General features: G+C 56.8%; 12 protein-coding genes and 1 pseudogene. 5 read left to right on the forward strand and 8 right to left on the reverse strand.

Annotated features, from left to right (window positions below):
* Positions 1-80 precede the first annotated feature (80 nt).
* Positions 81-737 (reverse strand): hypothetical protein, encoded by a 657-nt coding sequence (locus RGR602_RS21140; protein ID WP_133938045.1) that lies wholly within the window; start codon positions 735-737, stop codon positions 81-83.
* 269 nt (positions 738-1,006) lie between these two features.
* Here RGR602_RS21140 and RGR602_RS21145 point away from each other — a divergent pair, with 269 nt between their 5' ends.
* Positions 1,007-2,062, forward strand: a complete 1,056-nt coding sequence (locus tag RGR602_RS21145) for a DNA cytosine methyltransferase (RefSeq protein WP_040114108.1) — start codon at positions 1,007-1,009, stop codon at positions 2,060-2,062.
* A 31-nt stretch (positions 2,063-2,093) separates the two neighbouring features.
* Here RGR602_RS21145 and RGR602_RS21150 read toward each other — a convergent pair whose 3' ends face one another.
* A complete protein-coding gene (locus RGR602_RS21150; protein WP_082046625.1) occupies positions 2,094-4,223 on the reverse strand; it encodes a Z1 domain-containing protein in 2,130 nt (709 codons plus the stop codon).
* Positions 4,224-4,282: 59 nt separating this feature from the next.
* Between RGR602_RS21150 and RGR602_RS21155 the strand changes: the two genes are divergently transcribed.
* Positions 4,283-4,729 carry a very short patch repair endonuclease gene (locus tag RGR602_RS21155; protein ID WP_040114110.1) on the forward strand — a complete coding sequence of 149 codons (447 nt, stop codon included), beginning with the start codon at positions 4,283-4,285 and terminating at the stop codon, positions 4,727-4,729.
* A gap of 17 nt (positions 4,730-4,746) precedes the next feature.
* Here RGR602_RS21155 and RGR602_RS21160 read toward each other — a convergent pair whose 3' ends face one another.
* The 6 genes and pseudogenes from RGR602_RS21160 to RGR602_RS39770 form a co-directional block, all read right to left on the reverse strand.
* Complete coding sequence (locus tag RGR602_RS21160; RefSeq protein ID WP_133938047.1) at positions 4,747-5,193, reverse strand: hypothetical protein; 447 nt, start codon at positions 5,191-5,193, stop codon at positions 4,747-4,749.
* 89 nt (positions 5,194-5,282) lie between these two features.
* Positions 5,283-6,170, reverse strand: coding sequence for a hypothetical protein (locus tag RGR602_RS21165; protein ID WP_052451680.1), 888 nt, complete (start codon positions 6,168-6,170; stop codon positions 5,283-5,285).
* A 189-nt stretch (positions 6,171-6,359) separates the two neighbouring features.
* Positions 6,360-6,620, reverse strand: coding sequence for a hypothetical protein (locus RGR602_RS21170; RefSeq protein WP_133938049.1), 261 nt, complete (start codon positions 6,618-6,620; stop codon positions 6,360-6,362).
* Between the two features lie 174 nt (positions 6,621-6,794).
* Entirely contained in the window at positions 6,795-7,043 is a 249-nt protein-coding gene (locus RGR602_RS21175; protein ID WP_052451681.1) for a helix-turn-helix transcriptional regulator, read from the reverse strand.
* A gap of 156 nt (positions 7,044-7,199) precedes the next feature.
* Entirely contained in the window at positions 7,200-7,340 is a 141-nt protein-coding gene (locus tag RGR602_RS38560) for a hypothetical protein (RefSeq protein WP_170251188.1), read from the reverse strand.
* A gap of 19 nt (positions 7,341-7,359) precedes the next feature.
* Positions 7,360-7,770 (reverse strand): annotated as a pseudogene (locus tag RGR602_RS39770) (tyrosine-type recombinase/integrase); the annotation flags it as partial.
* 63 nt (positions 7,771-7,833) lie between these two features.
* Between RGR602_RS39770 and RGR602_RS21185 the strand changes: the two are divergent.
* The 3 genes from RGR602_RS21185 (at position 7,834) to RGR602_RS39775 (ending at position 14,306) form a co-directional block, all read left to right on the forward strand.
* Complete coding sequence (locus RGR602_RS21185; RefSeq protein ID WP_203226217.1) at positions 7,834-9,414, forward strand: hypothetical protein; 1,581 nt, start codon at positions 7,834-7,836, stop codon at positions 9,412-9,414.
* 113 nt (positions 9,415-9,527) lie between these two features.
* Positions 9,528-13,310: a hypothetical protein gene (locus RGR602_RS21190; protein ID WP_170250969.1), complete on the forward strand. Its 3,783-nt coding sequence runs from the start codon at positions 9,528-9,530 to the stop codon at positions 13,308-13,310.
* Between the two features lie 714 nt (positions 13,311-14,024).
* On the forward strand, positions 14,025-14,306 hold the full coding sequence (locus RGR602_RS39775) for a helix-turn-helix domain-containing protein (RefSeq protein ID WP_223844056.1): 282 nt from the start codon (positions 14,025-14,027) through the stop codon (positions 14,304-14,306).
* Positions 14,307-14,332 lie beyond the last annotated feature (26 nt).

The following is a 14,332-nucleotide window of genomic DNA, read 5'->3' on the forward strand; positions in this document are numbered from 1 at the left end:
GATATCGCAATCGTGCGCTCGCGGTTTAAGATCGAGGGATGGTGGCCGGTAGGAACTTGATTTCCAGTCTACAAGTTGTGTCACGTGCTCTTCGATGTCCCGCCATAGCTCCGGAGCGGCAGTTCATCAAGAAATTCACCGAGCAATTCGTCCAAATAGCCAATTTGCTCCCTGGCCCGCAGACCATGTCCCGTATAGTCGGCAACAAAAAGTTTGAGCGCACGGGCTCGTCCATCGGTGGGATAAGCAATTCGAAGTGCGCGAGAAACGGCGTAATGGGATCCGCCATCGTGGAAGCGCGCCCATCCGTAAGGGCGGCCGTTCTCAATGAGACGTGTTATCGCCGCGTCAGCGATTTCGACCTCGCCCGCCGCATTCGCCGCATGGACGAGCACTTCCAGACTTGGTGACGTCAAGGTTTGTTGAAGAACGAGATTCGCTGCTTCCCTGACGCTCGGACCGCCGCCTTTGGCGAATAGGGCTCGGCCGATAGGCGACCAGTCGAGACCTCCGGTACTCACCGCCCGGGAGAGGATTTTGGCAAACTCCGTTGCATCATCTGCAAGTGATTGGACCCTATCCTGATCGAGGACAACGCCGTTCGGCATTTTCAAAGAAGGGGGCGTCGATTTTCGGCGATCGCGGTCGTCTTCTTTGTCCTCTCGATCGACACCGTCCAGGATATCACCGTATGCCTTGCCGGAAATCGCCACGGTTTGAGCGGAAACTCTCAGCATTCGGATCGCTTGGGCGGACCAGCGGCGTGCTGGACGCTGCGGAGGCCAATGTCGCGGTCAACGCCTCGCCAAATGCTGTGTCGTAACTGGAGAACGGCAAAAGAAGTCTTGCAGCCGCGACGAGGCCGGTGCCTCGGGCTTCGCCCGTGCGGGTTCGATTCCCGCAGCGGCCACCAGCTTCAGATGTCATATTCCCATGAATCGCGATAAAGCTGTAAAATTGAGGTTTTGACCGTCGACGTTTATCTTTGAGCTTGATACTGGTAGTCATGAAAATCGAAGTTGTGGATTTATTTTGTGGTGTCGGAGGGCTGAGCGCGGGTTTCCGTAAAGCTGGCATCAGCGTGCTGGCTGGCATAGACTTCGATGCTAGCTGCAAATACGCCTATGAGAAGAACATCAAAGCTGAATTCCTGCCGGCCAACGTTGCAGAATTGTCTGGTAGCGACATAGATAGGCTGTATTCTCCCGGTGCGACGAAGGTGCTAGTTGGATGCGCGCCGTGCCAGCCATTCTCAATGTATACGGGCCGATATCGGCAGAATGAGACCCCGGAAGATACCGACAAGCGATGGAATTTGCTTCGAGAATTCGCGCGGATCATTGAGGAGGTTCAACCCGATATCGTCTCGATGGAGAATGTCCCGCGTGTTGCAATCCATCCGGCGTTCAACAGCTTTGTGGATCGCTTGAAGGTAGCTGGCTATCAGGTGACCTATCAAAAAGTGCGGGCACAAAATTACGGAGTGCCGCAGAGGCGAACCAGACTGGTGCTTTTTGCATCTAAATTCGGTGAAGTGAAGCTTATCGAACCTACCCACCTAGACTCCCCGATGACCGTCAGGGAGGCAATTGGCTCTCTTCCTCCAATCAAGGCGGGCGAAGCTGATACCGTGGACCGGCTGCACCAATCCCGCAATCTCAAGGAAACGAACCTGCGGCGCATAAGGGCAACTCGCGAGGGCGGAAGCTGGAAGGATTGGGACAAAAGTCTCCAGCTCGCGTGCCACCGGAAGCCTGAAGGGAAATCGTTCAGAGCTGTTTACGGCAGAATGAGGTGGGACGAACCCTCGCCCGTCATCACGACGCAGTGCTTGGGAATTGGCAATGGACGGTTTGGTCATCCAGAGCAGGACCGCGCAATTTCGATCCGTGAAGCTGCCATCCTTCAGTCTTTTCCTGCGGACTTTGAATTTGTCGCACCGGGCGAGCGAGTGAACCAGCTCCGACTAGCGCGGCAGATAGGAAACGCGGTGCCGGTCCGATTAGGAGAGGCGGTTGCTCGCTCAATCAAACGACACCTTGAAAACCACGTGCAAGCTTAGAAAAAATGGAGGGGCGCCGAGCGCCCCTTTTTTACTCGCCCGTGAAAACGTAGGTCGGGCTGCCTTGCGGCATCACAACTGTTGGGAACCAGGCGATTGGTTCGTCTGGATCACCGACATAGAGCAAGGCGAGCGACGGTGCCTGAGGCGATACTCTTCTGAGGAGTGCGATCTCTTGACCGCTCAGGCGGCCGCGCCACCATCCGCGCTCCGTTAGCGTGTCTTCCACCTCGCGAACATATACGGTGCCTCCGCCCTGCATATGATCCGAGAATGATCGAAGAAGCGCCTCAATTGTCTCAAGGTCCCACAGACCCGGATCATCATCCAAAATTGCAACGCTCTCGATCAAAGCATTGATGGCCTCCAGCGGGACGGTCGTCGCGCGCCTCTGGCGATCAGCTTCTGTAATTGGAACGCCGTTCCCTCTAAGGATATCGAGCACGAGCGCAGCCGCATCGGAATCTTCCGCATAGAAGTGGGGATGTATCTGATCTCGACCAGCTTGCACGGTGCGAACTGCACCCGCTTCCAAAGCGTTCGGCCGTGTAGGACGAGAGGCGAGCGGAACCCGTATTAACACGGTATTGCCGTTGTTCTCCCCCTCGACGGTCAATCGCAGCGCTTCCTCAGCTTCATGGATCTCGCGGAAACGGGCGGCTAGTCGATGAGGCAGATAGATCCGCACGTGATCAAGGTACGACTGGCGATAGCCAAACATGCGTGCGTGTTGCCACACCGTGTCCATCTGAGAAGTCTTCGCTTCCCGAATGTAGTACGTAGTTAGGAGAGCATCGATGGTTAGGCCGCGTCCGAGGATGTTCCCTCCCACGAGGAAGTTCAATCGAGGGCCGTAAACAGGCACGTCGGCCTTCGAATTGATCCGAATGACTTCCGCATGCCTGATGGCCGATCTGGCGGACGCAATCAAATCGTCGAGCGCCGGGCACTCTTGAACCGTTCTTGTCAGCTCGTTGTATGCCTCTCTAAAAAACTCGCGAGTCTCGTCAACACTTGCCCGCAGGCGCCTTCTTACGAGGTTTAGATGAGCTTCGATGTATCCGGATACCGTCTCGTGCTCATCCATTTTATGGCTTGTGTGCGAGAGATGCTTGAAACCTTGAGTGGGCCATCCTTTTGAAACCGAAAGAGCGCACGCTGATAGCACGAAGAAATTAATCGATCTCGCCAAGCCAGGTGGCGCCGTTCGTCTCATCAAAATAGCTTCGGTGGCTCCAACGAACACGAGATTTCTTGGCCGTTCATCCTCTGCCGCATCTGGATCATACTGGCTGAAGAAAACCTCTCCTCCAGTATACCCCGCACCTGGCTCAAGCAAAAACGTCGTGCTCGGGCGGAGGTCCGCATATTCTTTCTGCAAGAAGAGAACGTAAGGTGTTGCAGTCACCTGAACATAAAGGCTGTGTGGCAGCTCTTCACCCAGGGAGAAACCAGCTTCTTCCGGCCGGTCATTTGCGACAACAAGGCGATTCATTTTGCTCCTATACTGCGGGGCGTTCGCTTTCCCAGTGGAGCGAGCGGCAAGAGTGGTATCGGGAGTCGCGGCGTCAGCTTCGTCGTCTAATACAAGAACCGGATAGTTCGAGGCATCGAGTTGCTGGAGGAACCTGATCACTTCAGGAAGATTGATGTGGTTTTTTGCGCAAACGAGGACTAGGCCTTCCGCCGACACGGTGTCCCGAAGCTCTCCTTCCTGGCCCTGCCACTCATACGAGGACCCTTCTTTGACCGCTGCAAAAACACGGGGGCCATCAAGGTCTTTAAAGCGGCTTGCTGTTTGCCTCACCAGGGCGACGTTGTCGGTCGTGAGAACAACAACGACGCGAAACCCGTTATCCAGGGCGAGCGCGGAGGTCAAAATCATCGAAACGGTCTTGCCGCTCTGGATCCGACCGTAAAGTAATGCTCGGGGAGCTCGTGCACCAATGATCGGCTCCTCCGAAGCTGTACCAGATCCGTCCGATCCAACCTCTCCGGCAGCAACTTGTATCGAATAGGTATCAACAAGCTGATCGGCGAAGACCACGACCTGATCCATCACCGCGTCAACGGCTGACGGACTCATCGGAGAGGACTGTACTCCTTCGACAAGATTTTGCTTCGTTCCAGTGGTAACGGGCCCATTACGCTTGATTGGCATGTTTTCTCTCTGATGATTCGCACCACAACCATCAGGCGATAAATGAGGTATAGAGTCAAATGGCCGACCAGCTAAATCCCCAGCATCGATCGGTATTGATGCGCAAGGTAAAAGCGAAGAATACGCGGCCTGAAATGACCGTGCGAAGCACCGCGCATCGCCTTGGCTATAGGTACCGCCTTCACGTAAAGGGCCTTCCAGGAAGTCCAGATCTCGTCTTTCCGTCACGAAGGAAAGTGATCTTTGTTCATGGTTGCTTTTGGCATCGTCACGCGGGATGCCGCCGGGCTTCCACGCCAAGTACAAACGTGGAGTTCTGGAACGCAAAATTTCAGAGAAATGTTGCTCGTGACCGCCAGAAAGAGGTGCTGCTTAAGAGCGCCGGCTGGGGCGTACTGACGATCTGGGAATGCGAGGCGCACGACACCGTCAGGATTGCGCAGGTGATTAGCGAATTCTTGCAGAGTGCAAAAACCGCGGGGATTAAGCAGAACGTTTCCTTGTGATCAAAATAGCGTATTCTCTAGTGCTCGCCGGGCCATGGCTGTTTGACTTTTGAATACGCGGTATCTCTCGACCTTGGTCGATACTGGGGAAGGCCGGTTTCGGCCAGTCCGAGGTCGCGAGCTTCTTCGTTGATCCGGCTGATGTACCACCGGAGGCATGCCGATGAGACTTGGGTCTCCGGGAACTCCCGCGTGTAGCGCCCGAGGAGAAGCTCCCCCGGCTCGATGTACCGGAGCAGCTCGACTGCCCTTGCCTTAAGGACGCTTCCTAGGCGCAGCCGCTGCATCCTGAGTCGGCGGCGGAGCTCGTCCTCGCTGACTTCGCCGACGACTATCGGCTCGAATTTTTTGCTGGCGAAGGCGCGCCGATCCGCGCCGACGCTGGTGGCCGCGATCTTCGCGTCCAGCAGAGCGTTGTATGCTTCGAGGCGAGAATTGAACAGGTCTACGAGGTGCTGGGTCATGGGGCGATTCTGCCGCATTCGCCCACGCAAAACCAGCATGGGCCTCGTCTCCAGCCGGCGAAGGTCTTCGGAAGGTTCACGGGCCATGTTCAACCGTTCCCTCTCGCTTCGGCGCCTGCCGGGGTCTCCGGCACGCCCTTCCCGTCCGGAAGCGTCGTGCCCTGGATCTTGAAGCTGGTCGGCTTGTCCTTGTCGAGCTGGACGCTTATCCGCTCGACCGGGTCAGGTTCAACGCCTCGGGCGACGGCCAGTCGGGCCTGCTTCTCGGCGTTGTTGCGCTTGAGAAGTGCAGCCTTGATCTTGCCAAGCGTGTCGATCTGTCCGGTCTCGAAGGCCTTGCCGGTGGCCAGCGCGCCGACGAGCAGTGCCTCCATCTCACCGAAGATCAGCTGGGCTTCCGCGAGCGTCTCGCCGACGAGCACGTTCGCCAAGGACTGCGAGCTGAAGGGACGTTTGCCGGGGGGAATGGTCGACACCCGCGAGACCAGGGCTGCACCCATCGCCTGGTCATTCGTCGCAGCCGCCAGGTGGGCGAGTGAAAGCAGCTCCGCGTTGCCGGCCTGTGCGATCTGGCCGGCGATGAGCGTGCGCTTCTCGGAGCCGATGGAAGACCGCATAAGTATCTGGACGGCTGAATCGTAGTGGATGCTGGCCGCCATGATCGCCGCATCCTCGGCGTCGATCTTCCGAAGGAGGTCGATACGCTCGGGCGAGCTGCCGTTGACCAACTCGTGACGCTTTGCGGCGACTGCGCGAGTTATGACGGTCGAGCGCTCGGCCGCATTGAGATACTTCGCTGACGCCTCGATGGAGTCTGCATGGCTCTTGATCTGGCCTTCGAGCTTGGCGAGGAGATTGCTGTGCTGCGTGGAGAGCGACTTGGCGCGCTGCAACGACGCGCGCAGATCGTTGATGGCCATCCACTTATTGGAGACCGTCGAGAAGTAGTCGTTGCTGAGTGGATTAATGTTGCTCATGGAAAACCTCCGGGGAGCTAAGGAGAAGAGAAGCCCACTGGAGGTGACCACGGAACCCGGCAAAGGGCGGTCGTCTCCTCCAGCGAGGTGAAGGGCACCAGTATGCCCAAGACCGTCACATCCTGCCGCGGTGGGTTCGCAGAACGAACCAGCACAGAAGGTGCGACGGCGGAGTGACCGGCCGCGTGGCTATGCGTTAGCCGCAAGCGGCGCCTTCGTCGTCTTCTTTCGAGGCGGCGAGTTTTCCTTCCACTTTTGTCGAACGTGCTCCTCGATGCTCTTGCTCCACGAATTGCCGTCGCCGGCCTTCATGATCAGGGCGCCGACGAAATCCGCCAAGGACTGGTGGTAAATCTCGATCTCTTCCAAGACGGCGAGTAGAGCTGCGGCAATCTTGAGGTCGACCTTTCGGGTCGAAGTCGTCTGGAGAGTGAAGCGGGATGAGTTCATGACCGCCCTTGAGATGAAGAGCAAGCGCGCTTGCCTCAAGCGATGGCACCTTGGGCGCGGTGCGCGCGGCAGAGTTCACTTCAGTACTGGAATGCAAATGTCCGGTCCTTGTCCCTGAGCTGCTCTCGGGCGCATCGATGTCCACGGTGCGCCCGTTTCTTTCTGAGAAATCGCTCATCGCAGGGCCTCAACTCTTGAGGCGGACGCGAACGCACGCAGGTCAGCGACGGAATAGACGACGCGGCGTCCGATCTTGTGATAGGCGGGGCCGCCGCCCTTGCAGCGCCATTCGTCCAGTAGCACCTTCGAGATGCTGATGAAGTCTGCCGCGTCTTCGACCGTCAGGTATTCTTTCCGCGGGGAAGCGAGCGTTGCCTCGATGCGGGCGAGGCGATCGATCACCTCTGTAAACAAGCTTTCCATGCCGTCGGCACTCCTATCGTTGAAGATGGGTGTCGGGGCGCAATCTCTCTCTTGCTCGCTGTATCCGCAGGCGTTTTCAGCCTGCGGGCGCCTCAACGGACAAAAGGTAACTCAGCGAAAAGAGAAAATAGCCTATTCTCGCTGAGCCTTGCTGGGCTATTGACCGCGAAATCGGGGCATGGCCGAGCAGATCAGCTCCTGAGACTCCCGCATCGTTCCGACGAGGTGGGCGCGGGTGATGTAGCCCCAGGTCACGCCCGCGGGCCTGTGGTTCATCAGGAGCGTGATAGTCTGCATGTCCACCCCCTGCCTCCAAAGCCGCCGTCCTGTAAGTGTGCCGCATCTGATGCGGGGCGTAGGGAAACTCGTTCGTCCGCCGCATCTCCTCGACGTGGCCGGACTCGCTGTTCAGCGACGGGAAGGCGAACGGGCTAGCGAGGCCCTTGGTCTGCTGCCGCACCATCTCAAGGTTCTGGAGGAGGTAGCGCGGCAGGGGCAGCTTGAACGCCCTGTCCTTCCCGCCCTTGGGCGAAGGGACCAGCAGCACGCCGTCGTCGTCCAAATGCTCCCAACGCATCGAGCGGGCGTCGTGAGAGCGGAGCCCCGTCAGGAGCATCAGCATCCAGCAGGTCGCCCGGATGCGGTCCTCCATAGCGTCCAGGCGCCGCCAAGTCTCGGGCAGGCCCTCGGGTCCAAGGGCCCACTGGCGCGGGCGCTCCTTGTTCATCCGCACGGCCCGCGAGACGGGGTTCGGCGGCAGGTCGTGAATCTTGCCGTCGCCGAGGCGAAGATGACTGACGAGGACTCCCGCTCTGTTCTGTGGCGCAAGCTTCGTTCAACGCTTCACAGACATCGGCAATTCCCCGATGCAGATTGGTCGCTGGACGAGCCTGTTTTGATCACCTTGGAAGAACTCTACCATCGGTTTGCTCCTGCCGATCCGATCGAGCGGGTGGCATGGCTTTTCGACCAGACTGTGGAACTCCCTGACCGCGCTTCTGCCGGCTGGGAAACGGAGGCGCGCGATATTGAGGAAGCGCGCAAGCGAGCAGCGGCGGCAGTATACGAAGCAGGAGGAATTCTGGCGATCCAAAAGCTCGCACGACGAGCAGAAGCTGCAGGTTATATTGGCAAAGCGCTCTACGATGCAGGTCTGCCTTCAACCGAGTTCGATAGCCTGCTTGAGTTTTTCCTCAAAGCCGAGGATCCCTCGGAGCGGGATGTCGCGCACGGTATTGTGGTCACCGCGTCTCGTGAACGCGAGAAAGAATGGTTCGAGGGCCTGATCGAAAAAGCAGTTGCTGAGAACTGGAACGAGGAGGCGCTTCTCACATTGCTTCGCGCCATGCCTGCCGAGCGCTGGGTCTGGGAGCGCGTCTCCGAAATCGGCGGCTCTATCGAGACGACATACTGGCGGACTGCGCGGGTCATGTGGATTGATGATCGCGAGGATGACATCGTCTATGCGGTCCGCAAGCTCATTCAGATGGGCGTGCCGCTGCGAGCGGTCGGGCTCGCTGGCCGGATGCGGAAGTCCGATCTTCCTTCGGACCTTGTCATCGAGGTACTGCGCGAGGCAGCAAAGCAACCCTTCACTGGCGATGTAGACCATAATGAACTCGGCATGTTCCGCCATCATGTTGCGGAGCTCATGCAGATCCTGGACAATCGCGATGATGTCGAACGGGACGCGCTCGCGACTCTTGAATGGAACTATCTTGAAGTCCTGGAGCATTCCCAGCGACCAGCAAAAGCGCTTCTCGCCGAGCTGTCGGAGCAACCAAAGCTTTTTGTCGATCTCCTGAAAGCGGTCTATCGAAAAAGTGATGATGAAGACAGTGACGCGGACGACCCTGTGCCCGGAACACCGGAAATGGCGAAAGCAGTGGCGAGCCGGGCTTATGCATTGCTCGGACACTGGAACAGAATTCCCGGGACACAGAACGATGGCTCAATCGATCCGGTCAGACTGACCGAATGGATCAAAGAGGCGAGGAAGCTTGCCCGCGAGGCGGGCCGCCTGGATATCGGCGATAGCCGCATTGGGCACATGCTCTCCTCTTCACCAGACGGCAAGGATGGAAATTGGCCAGCCGAGGCCGTTCGAGAGGTGATTGATCTGTTCCACAGCAAGGAAATGATCGACGGCGTTGTCGTGGGCAAGATGAACCGCCGCGGCGTGACGACCCGTATGCCTCGCGACGGAGGATTGCTGGAGCGACGGGAAGAAGCGCGCTATCGTAACTCGGCTGATGCGATCATTTTTGATTATCCCCGCGCAGCCAACGCTTTGATCCGGCTTGCTGACTATTACGAGCAAGACGCCAGACGCGAGGACGAACAAGCCGAACGGCTGGATTGGGGAGGATAAGCTTCCGTTCTTGCCGGCACACATTGCTTTAGAACTTTCATTTCGGCGAGTTTATGATGTTTGACGTCAATCCAGGACAAATAGATAGCCTTACCAGTCTGCAACTCGTCCAATTGCTCGGCCGCCTGCTTCATGCCGAAGCGCAGGCCGCTGACGTGCCGTTGGGAAACATCAATGTTCCTCTGCAGATTACCATCCCTGACGGTGGTGAGGACGGGAGAATCGTTTGGAAGAACGGACGTGACTCGACCAACTATCTTCCAGGGCGTCAGAACTTTTTTCAATGCAAGGCGAGCAATTTCGGAAGGGACGGATGGAAAAAGGAGTGCTGGACCAAGTCGAGTAGACGTAGAGGCACAACGCGTGTCCTCGCACCGGCCCTGAAATCCATCTCGGCAGTGAATGGGCACTATGTCGGCTTCACGACCGAAGCGCTGACGGGTCAAAAGATCGACGATTATGCCGCCGCGATCGAAGAGGGGATCACCGAGGCCGGTGGAGATCCGAATAGGCTCGGGTCGATAAAGCTCTATGGCAGCAACGAAATTGCTGCCTGGGCGACGTCGCACCCTTCCGTCGCGATCTGGCTCGGAGAGATTGCGCATCGCCAGACACTCGGCGGTTTTAGAACGGTTGAGGCCTGGGGCCAACGCGGTGACTTTGTTGACCAGCCCTATGCCGACGATGGCGACAACCGCTACATTATCGGTACGACGCGAACCCGCGAACTCAACGGCTCGGACAACAGCACATCCGCGAAGGCCGCCTGGGCCAAGGTTTTAGAGCACGTGACGTTCCCGGGTCAGTCGGTGCGGATCTCCGGTGCATCTGGATTGGGCAAAAGCCGATTTGTCTACGAGTCGCTCAGATCGAGTTCGTCGATTGTGGCTGACATCGTCAGCAATAGCACGATCTTCGCCGATTATCGCGTGGTCTCTAACACTCTGCTTCCAATCGCGGCGCAACTGGCGGATGGACACCATGACATCCTCCTTGTCGTCGATGAGTGCCCAAGGGAAGCCGCAATCGAGCTCGGACAACTTGCGGGAGCTGGCCCAAGTCGGCTTCGAGTCATTACCATCGATACCGATGATCGCCCGCTGGACAAGGCTACCCTGCATCTTTCGGTATTGCCGAGTGATGGGGATTTGATCGGCGCAATTATCCGCTCGAAGAACCCGGATGTAACTGAAGCAACCATCTCCCGCTTGCGCGATGTCTGCGGTGGTTACCCAAAGTTCGCTGTTCTCGTCGCCGCCACCTGGGATCTTTCCACCGTCGCGTTTGAGACGATTGACGATATCGTCAACCGTGTGTTGAGAGGGTCGTCAGTCACTGGGACCGAAGAGATCAGGGCTCTTGAATGCTTGGCAATGTTTGACCGACTGTCGATCGAAGGTGAAGGCAATCCGCTCGATCTGGTCGCTAAAGATTTCGCCCGGATGTCTGGCGATGAGATGTATGAACACCTCTCAAAAGCTCAGGATCACGATCTCGTTGGGCGCTACCGCGATCAGTTTGCAGCACAGCCCCGACCGATTGCGGAACACTTGGCTCATCGCCGTTTAAAGCTGGTAAGACCGTCGCTGCTGGAAAAATTCGTGCTGGGCGCCCCGGACGAGCTTGTTCTTTCGTTGCTTCGGCGTTGGCGCTTCATGGACGCATCACAACTTATCCGTGACGCTGCTTCCGCAATTGCCGATGGGCATCTGTCGACCCCCGGCGCCGTGTTGACAGCTAGAGGCTCGGCGATCCTCGATGCCCTGGTCCATATCATTCCGGACAAGGTGGCAGATCGCCTTCACCACCTGATTTTGCCCTGCTCGAACCAGGTCCTGGCGGATGCAAAGGAAGCGCGGCGCTCAATCGTGGAGGCGCTTTCAAAGTTGATGTTTCGGTCGCGGTCGTTCAATACCGCCGCGCGTCTGCTCATGAAACTTGCCGCAGCCGAAACCGAGGAGTGGGCCAACAACGCCACAGGTCTCTTCAAACAGCTCTACCAACTTCAGCTCAGCGGTACGGAAGTATCGCCGGCTGAGCGTTTCGCCATTCTTGACGAGGGTCTCGATAGCGAAGATGAGGCAACGGTCGCGCTCTGCGTCGACGCCCTGGGAAGCGTATTTACAAGTCATTTTTCGAGATTCGGGGCGACGGATGAGATTGGATCGGGCGAGCCCCTGAAGGATTGGTCCCCTACCACGTGGGACGAGGTCGACGAGTTCCATGTCGAGGGACTGAAACGTCTGCTGGAGATCCGGAAAGGCCGTCCCGAACTAGCGGATCGATGTGAAACCATCATCACCCGCGCCACACGCCGGGTGCTGAACACAGGGATTTATCGCCAGCACGGCGAGGCGCTCGTCGAGATCGCCAAGGAAAAAGGTGGTTGGCCCGAAGCAATCGAAAGCGTTGGTCACTGGCTGTATTTCGACAGAAAAGGCGCTAAGGCCAAACGTTCGCGTTATATACGGGATCTCTACACACGGCTTTTTCCAGAAGACCCGATCGACAAGGCGATACTTTTTACCAAGTTCTGGAGCGCCGACATTCGAGACCCCGATGCGATCTACAGGGAGAGCGACAACGATTTCCGGTACTCCGAACGGGCAGCAGAGGCGTTGGCCGATGAAATCGCTCAGAATGATGAGATGACACTCGAGGCAATCGGCCGGATGATGCCACTCGACCTGAAGACGGTTGGTCCTTTCGCAGAAAGGCTGTCCAGGCGGGCTCGCCAGCGCAAGAATGTTTTCGATACAGCTCTGGAACTTGTCGATGAAGGCGGCACCGGGATGAGGATGTTGCGAGGCATTCTGCGTGGGATTGATCTTGAGGATCACTCCCTTGCTGATGAGTGCCTGAAGAAAGCTGTCGAAACGCTCCCTGTAACCGTTCCGCTGATTGATTTTTATTCCGCCCTGACGATTGATGATTCTCGCATCGACAGGGTGGTTGCGGAACTTCAGGCGGGGAGGATCAAGCCCGTCGAATGCGCGTATCTGTCATACGGGCGCGGCTTGGACGAACGTTCCGCTTCCAGCGTCTCGCGATTGCTGGATGAGCTCGTCAATCATGGAAGCGACGGTGCGTGGACTGCCCTTGAGATTGCAATGATGTATCGTCATGGCCAACCACTCTTTCCTGAATTTGCTGCTGAAATTGGAAAACTGTTATGCAATCCAGCATTGATAGCTGGAAATCGCGACAGCAATCGCGATGCGCATCTTTTCGAAGATCTGACCAAGCAAGTTCGCAATGCGATCGGTGTCGACGCCGAGCTCGCCGACGGACTGGCCCAGCAGATCGAGCGACTTGCTGGCTCGGAGGAGTGGGAGATATTTTCGACGCTGAGCGCGCCAATGCGCGATCTCGTCTCTGTTTTGCGCGAAGATCAACCGGACGTCCTCTGGGCTCACATAATACGCTTTTATGACAACGCGACGCCGATAGAGCGCGACCGGCTTCATCGTTTGATCGGGCCGAATTCTGATCGGTTCGAAAAGTCAGCTCACACGGAGGCCGGACCTCTTTACGGCATATCCAAGGATCGTCTCTTCAGTTGGGCGGATGGAGTTCCAGACCACCAGGCTTTCCTCGTGGAATTTTTTCCGACTCTCACGATCGGGGAGGATGGTTCGGCATGGGATCCGGCTTTCGAGGAACTTGCAGCGCGCTATGGTAAGGCGAGGGAATTCCGAGCGGCCGTGGCCGACAGGATCCGACCCAAATCCTGGTCCGGATCTATCGTTCCTCTTCTTGAAGTTTATTTGGATCCCCTCGCAAGTTGGTCAAAACATAAAATCCAAGCGCTTGCGACCTGGGCAAAAGACCAGCATCGTCGTCTCGAGAGCAGGATCGAGCGCGAAGCTCAGCACGACCGCGAGATCGGGCTATAGAACATGGTCTGCCTCTGATTGCCGCGTCCGCGGCATCTTTTAGGGCTAGGTGTTCACAGAATCACAGTGGAGCTCGGGTTTCTAATCATATGTCGGCGATGTGATGTAACGCTGGCATGGAGCACGCGTCGTTCGCTCGACTAAATTAGATAGATAGTTGCAATTACATCCTGCGGGAATAGAGGTTATATATCAATGACTTGACTCTAAATGCGCCTTCTTAACGAAAAGATGGATTTGAATAGCTTAGCTTTTTTCCTCAGGATCACTGGTTCGAGTCCCTTCAAGATCCCGAACACTCTTACACCGACAAGGTTCAGAGCGAATCCGCCGCCGCCATTTCGGATGCATGGCGCCGGCGTTGGTTAACTGAAAAGCCGCAGAATAGAAAGCCTCCAGAGGACGGAGGCCCTCGGGCCGCGTAGCGTCCGAATAAGTCTTCGGTATGATATTGATAGGACGGAACATTCGGCGCTCTTGTTCAGAGAAACGGAGCAATAGTAGTCAGTATTTTGAATATCCCGGCCTTTTGGCTAATATCTCCAAATCAGTAGTAGCCGATGCCAGCCAAACTTTCCGGTTTACCGAGTTCGCTGAGCTGTTTGGGATTATCTAAAGAAGCCCGTTGAAAATAGAGAATGATAATTTTGTTGTAATTTATTTTTTTAAGAATATCCAATTTTTCCTGTTGATCTCATACGGAGGAAGGAAGCTGTGAGTTTTGGGGCTAGAGTCCGTGTTTCCAGGCAGTCTAGGGATTTGTCGCAGACCGATCTTGCCCATGCCGTTGGGACATCGCAAACGTGTATCCACAATTGGGAAAATGATAATACCTATCCACGGCCTGCCAATATGGTGGCTCTAGCAACGGCTTTAGGGGTCACGCAGCGGTTTCTGGAAGAGGGCGAAGGGGGGTGTTTCAATGGGCATGACTGTGGACGAGGTGCTGAACTCTGCAAAAGCCGAATTGGCCCGCGTCCTCCATACTACGGCTGATCGCATTGAGCTCAAATTCAGCATGG

The organism is Rhizobium gallicum bv. gallicum R602sp, from assembly GCF_000816845.1.
GTDB classification, from domain to species: Bacteria; Pseudomonadota; Alphaproteobacteria; order Rhizobiales; family Rhizobiaceae; genus Rhizobium; species Rhizobium gallicum.

Bases quoted from the DNA above. Each gene is read 5' to 3' on its own strand.
- RGR602_RS21140 (WP_133938045.1), bottom strand. From the start codon at position 737: ATGCTGAGAGTTTCCGCTCAAACCGTGGCGATTTCCGGCAAGGCATAC.
- RGR602_RS21145 (WP_040114108.1), top strand. From the start codon at position 1,007: ATGAAAATCGAAGTTGTGGATTTATTTTGTGGTGTCGGAGGGCTGAGC.
- RGR602_RS21175 (WP_052451681.1), bottom strand. From the start codon at position 7,043: ATGGAAAGCTTGTTTACAGAGGTGATCGATCGCCTCGCCCGCATCGAG.
- RGR602_RS21165 (WP_052451680.1), bottom strand. From the start codon at position 6,170: ATGAGCAACATTAATCCACTCAGCAACGACTACTTCTCGACGGTCTCC.
- RGR602_RS21170 (WP_133938049.1), bottom strand. From the start codon at position 6,620: ATGAACTCATCCCGCTTCACTCTCCAGACGACTTCGACCCGAAAGGTC.
- RGR602_RS21150 (WP_082046625.1), bottom strand. From the start codon at position 4,223: ATGCCAATCAAGCGTAATGGGCCCGTTACCACTGGAACGAAGCAAAAT.
- RGR602_RS21185 (WP_203226217.1), top strand. From the start codon at position 7,834: ATGACTGACGAGGACTCCCGCTCTGTTCTGTGGCGCAAGCTTCGTTCA.
- RGR602_RS21160 (WP_133938047.1), bottom strand. From the start codon at position 5,193: ATGACCCAGCACCTCGTAGACCTGTTCAATTCTCGCCTCGAAGCATAC.
- RGR602_RS21155 (WP_040114110.1), top strand. From the start codon at position 4,283: ATGGCCGACCAGCTAAATCCCCAGCATCGATCGGTATTGATGCGCAAG.
- RGR602_RS38560 (WP_170251188.1), bottom strand. From the start codon at position 7,340: ATGCAGACTATCACGCTCCTGATGAACCACAGGCCCGCGGGCGTGACC.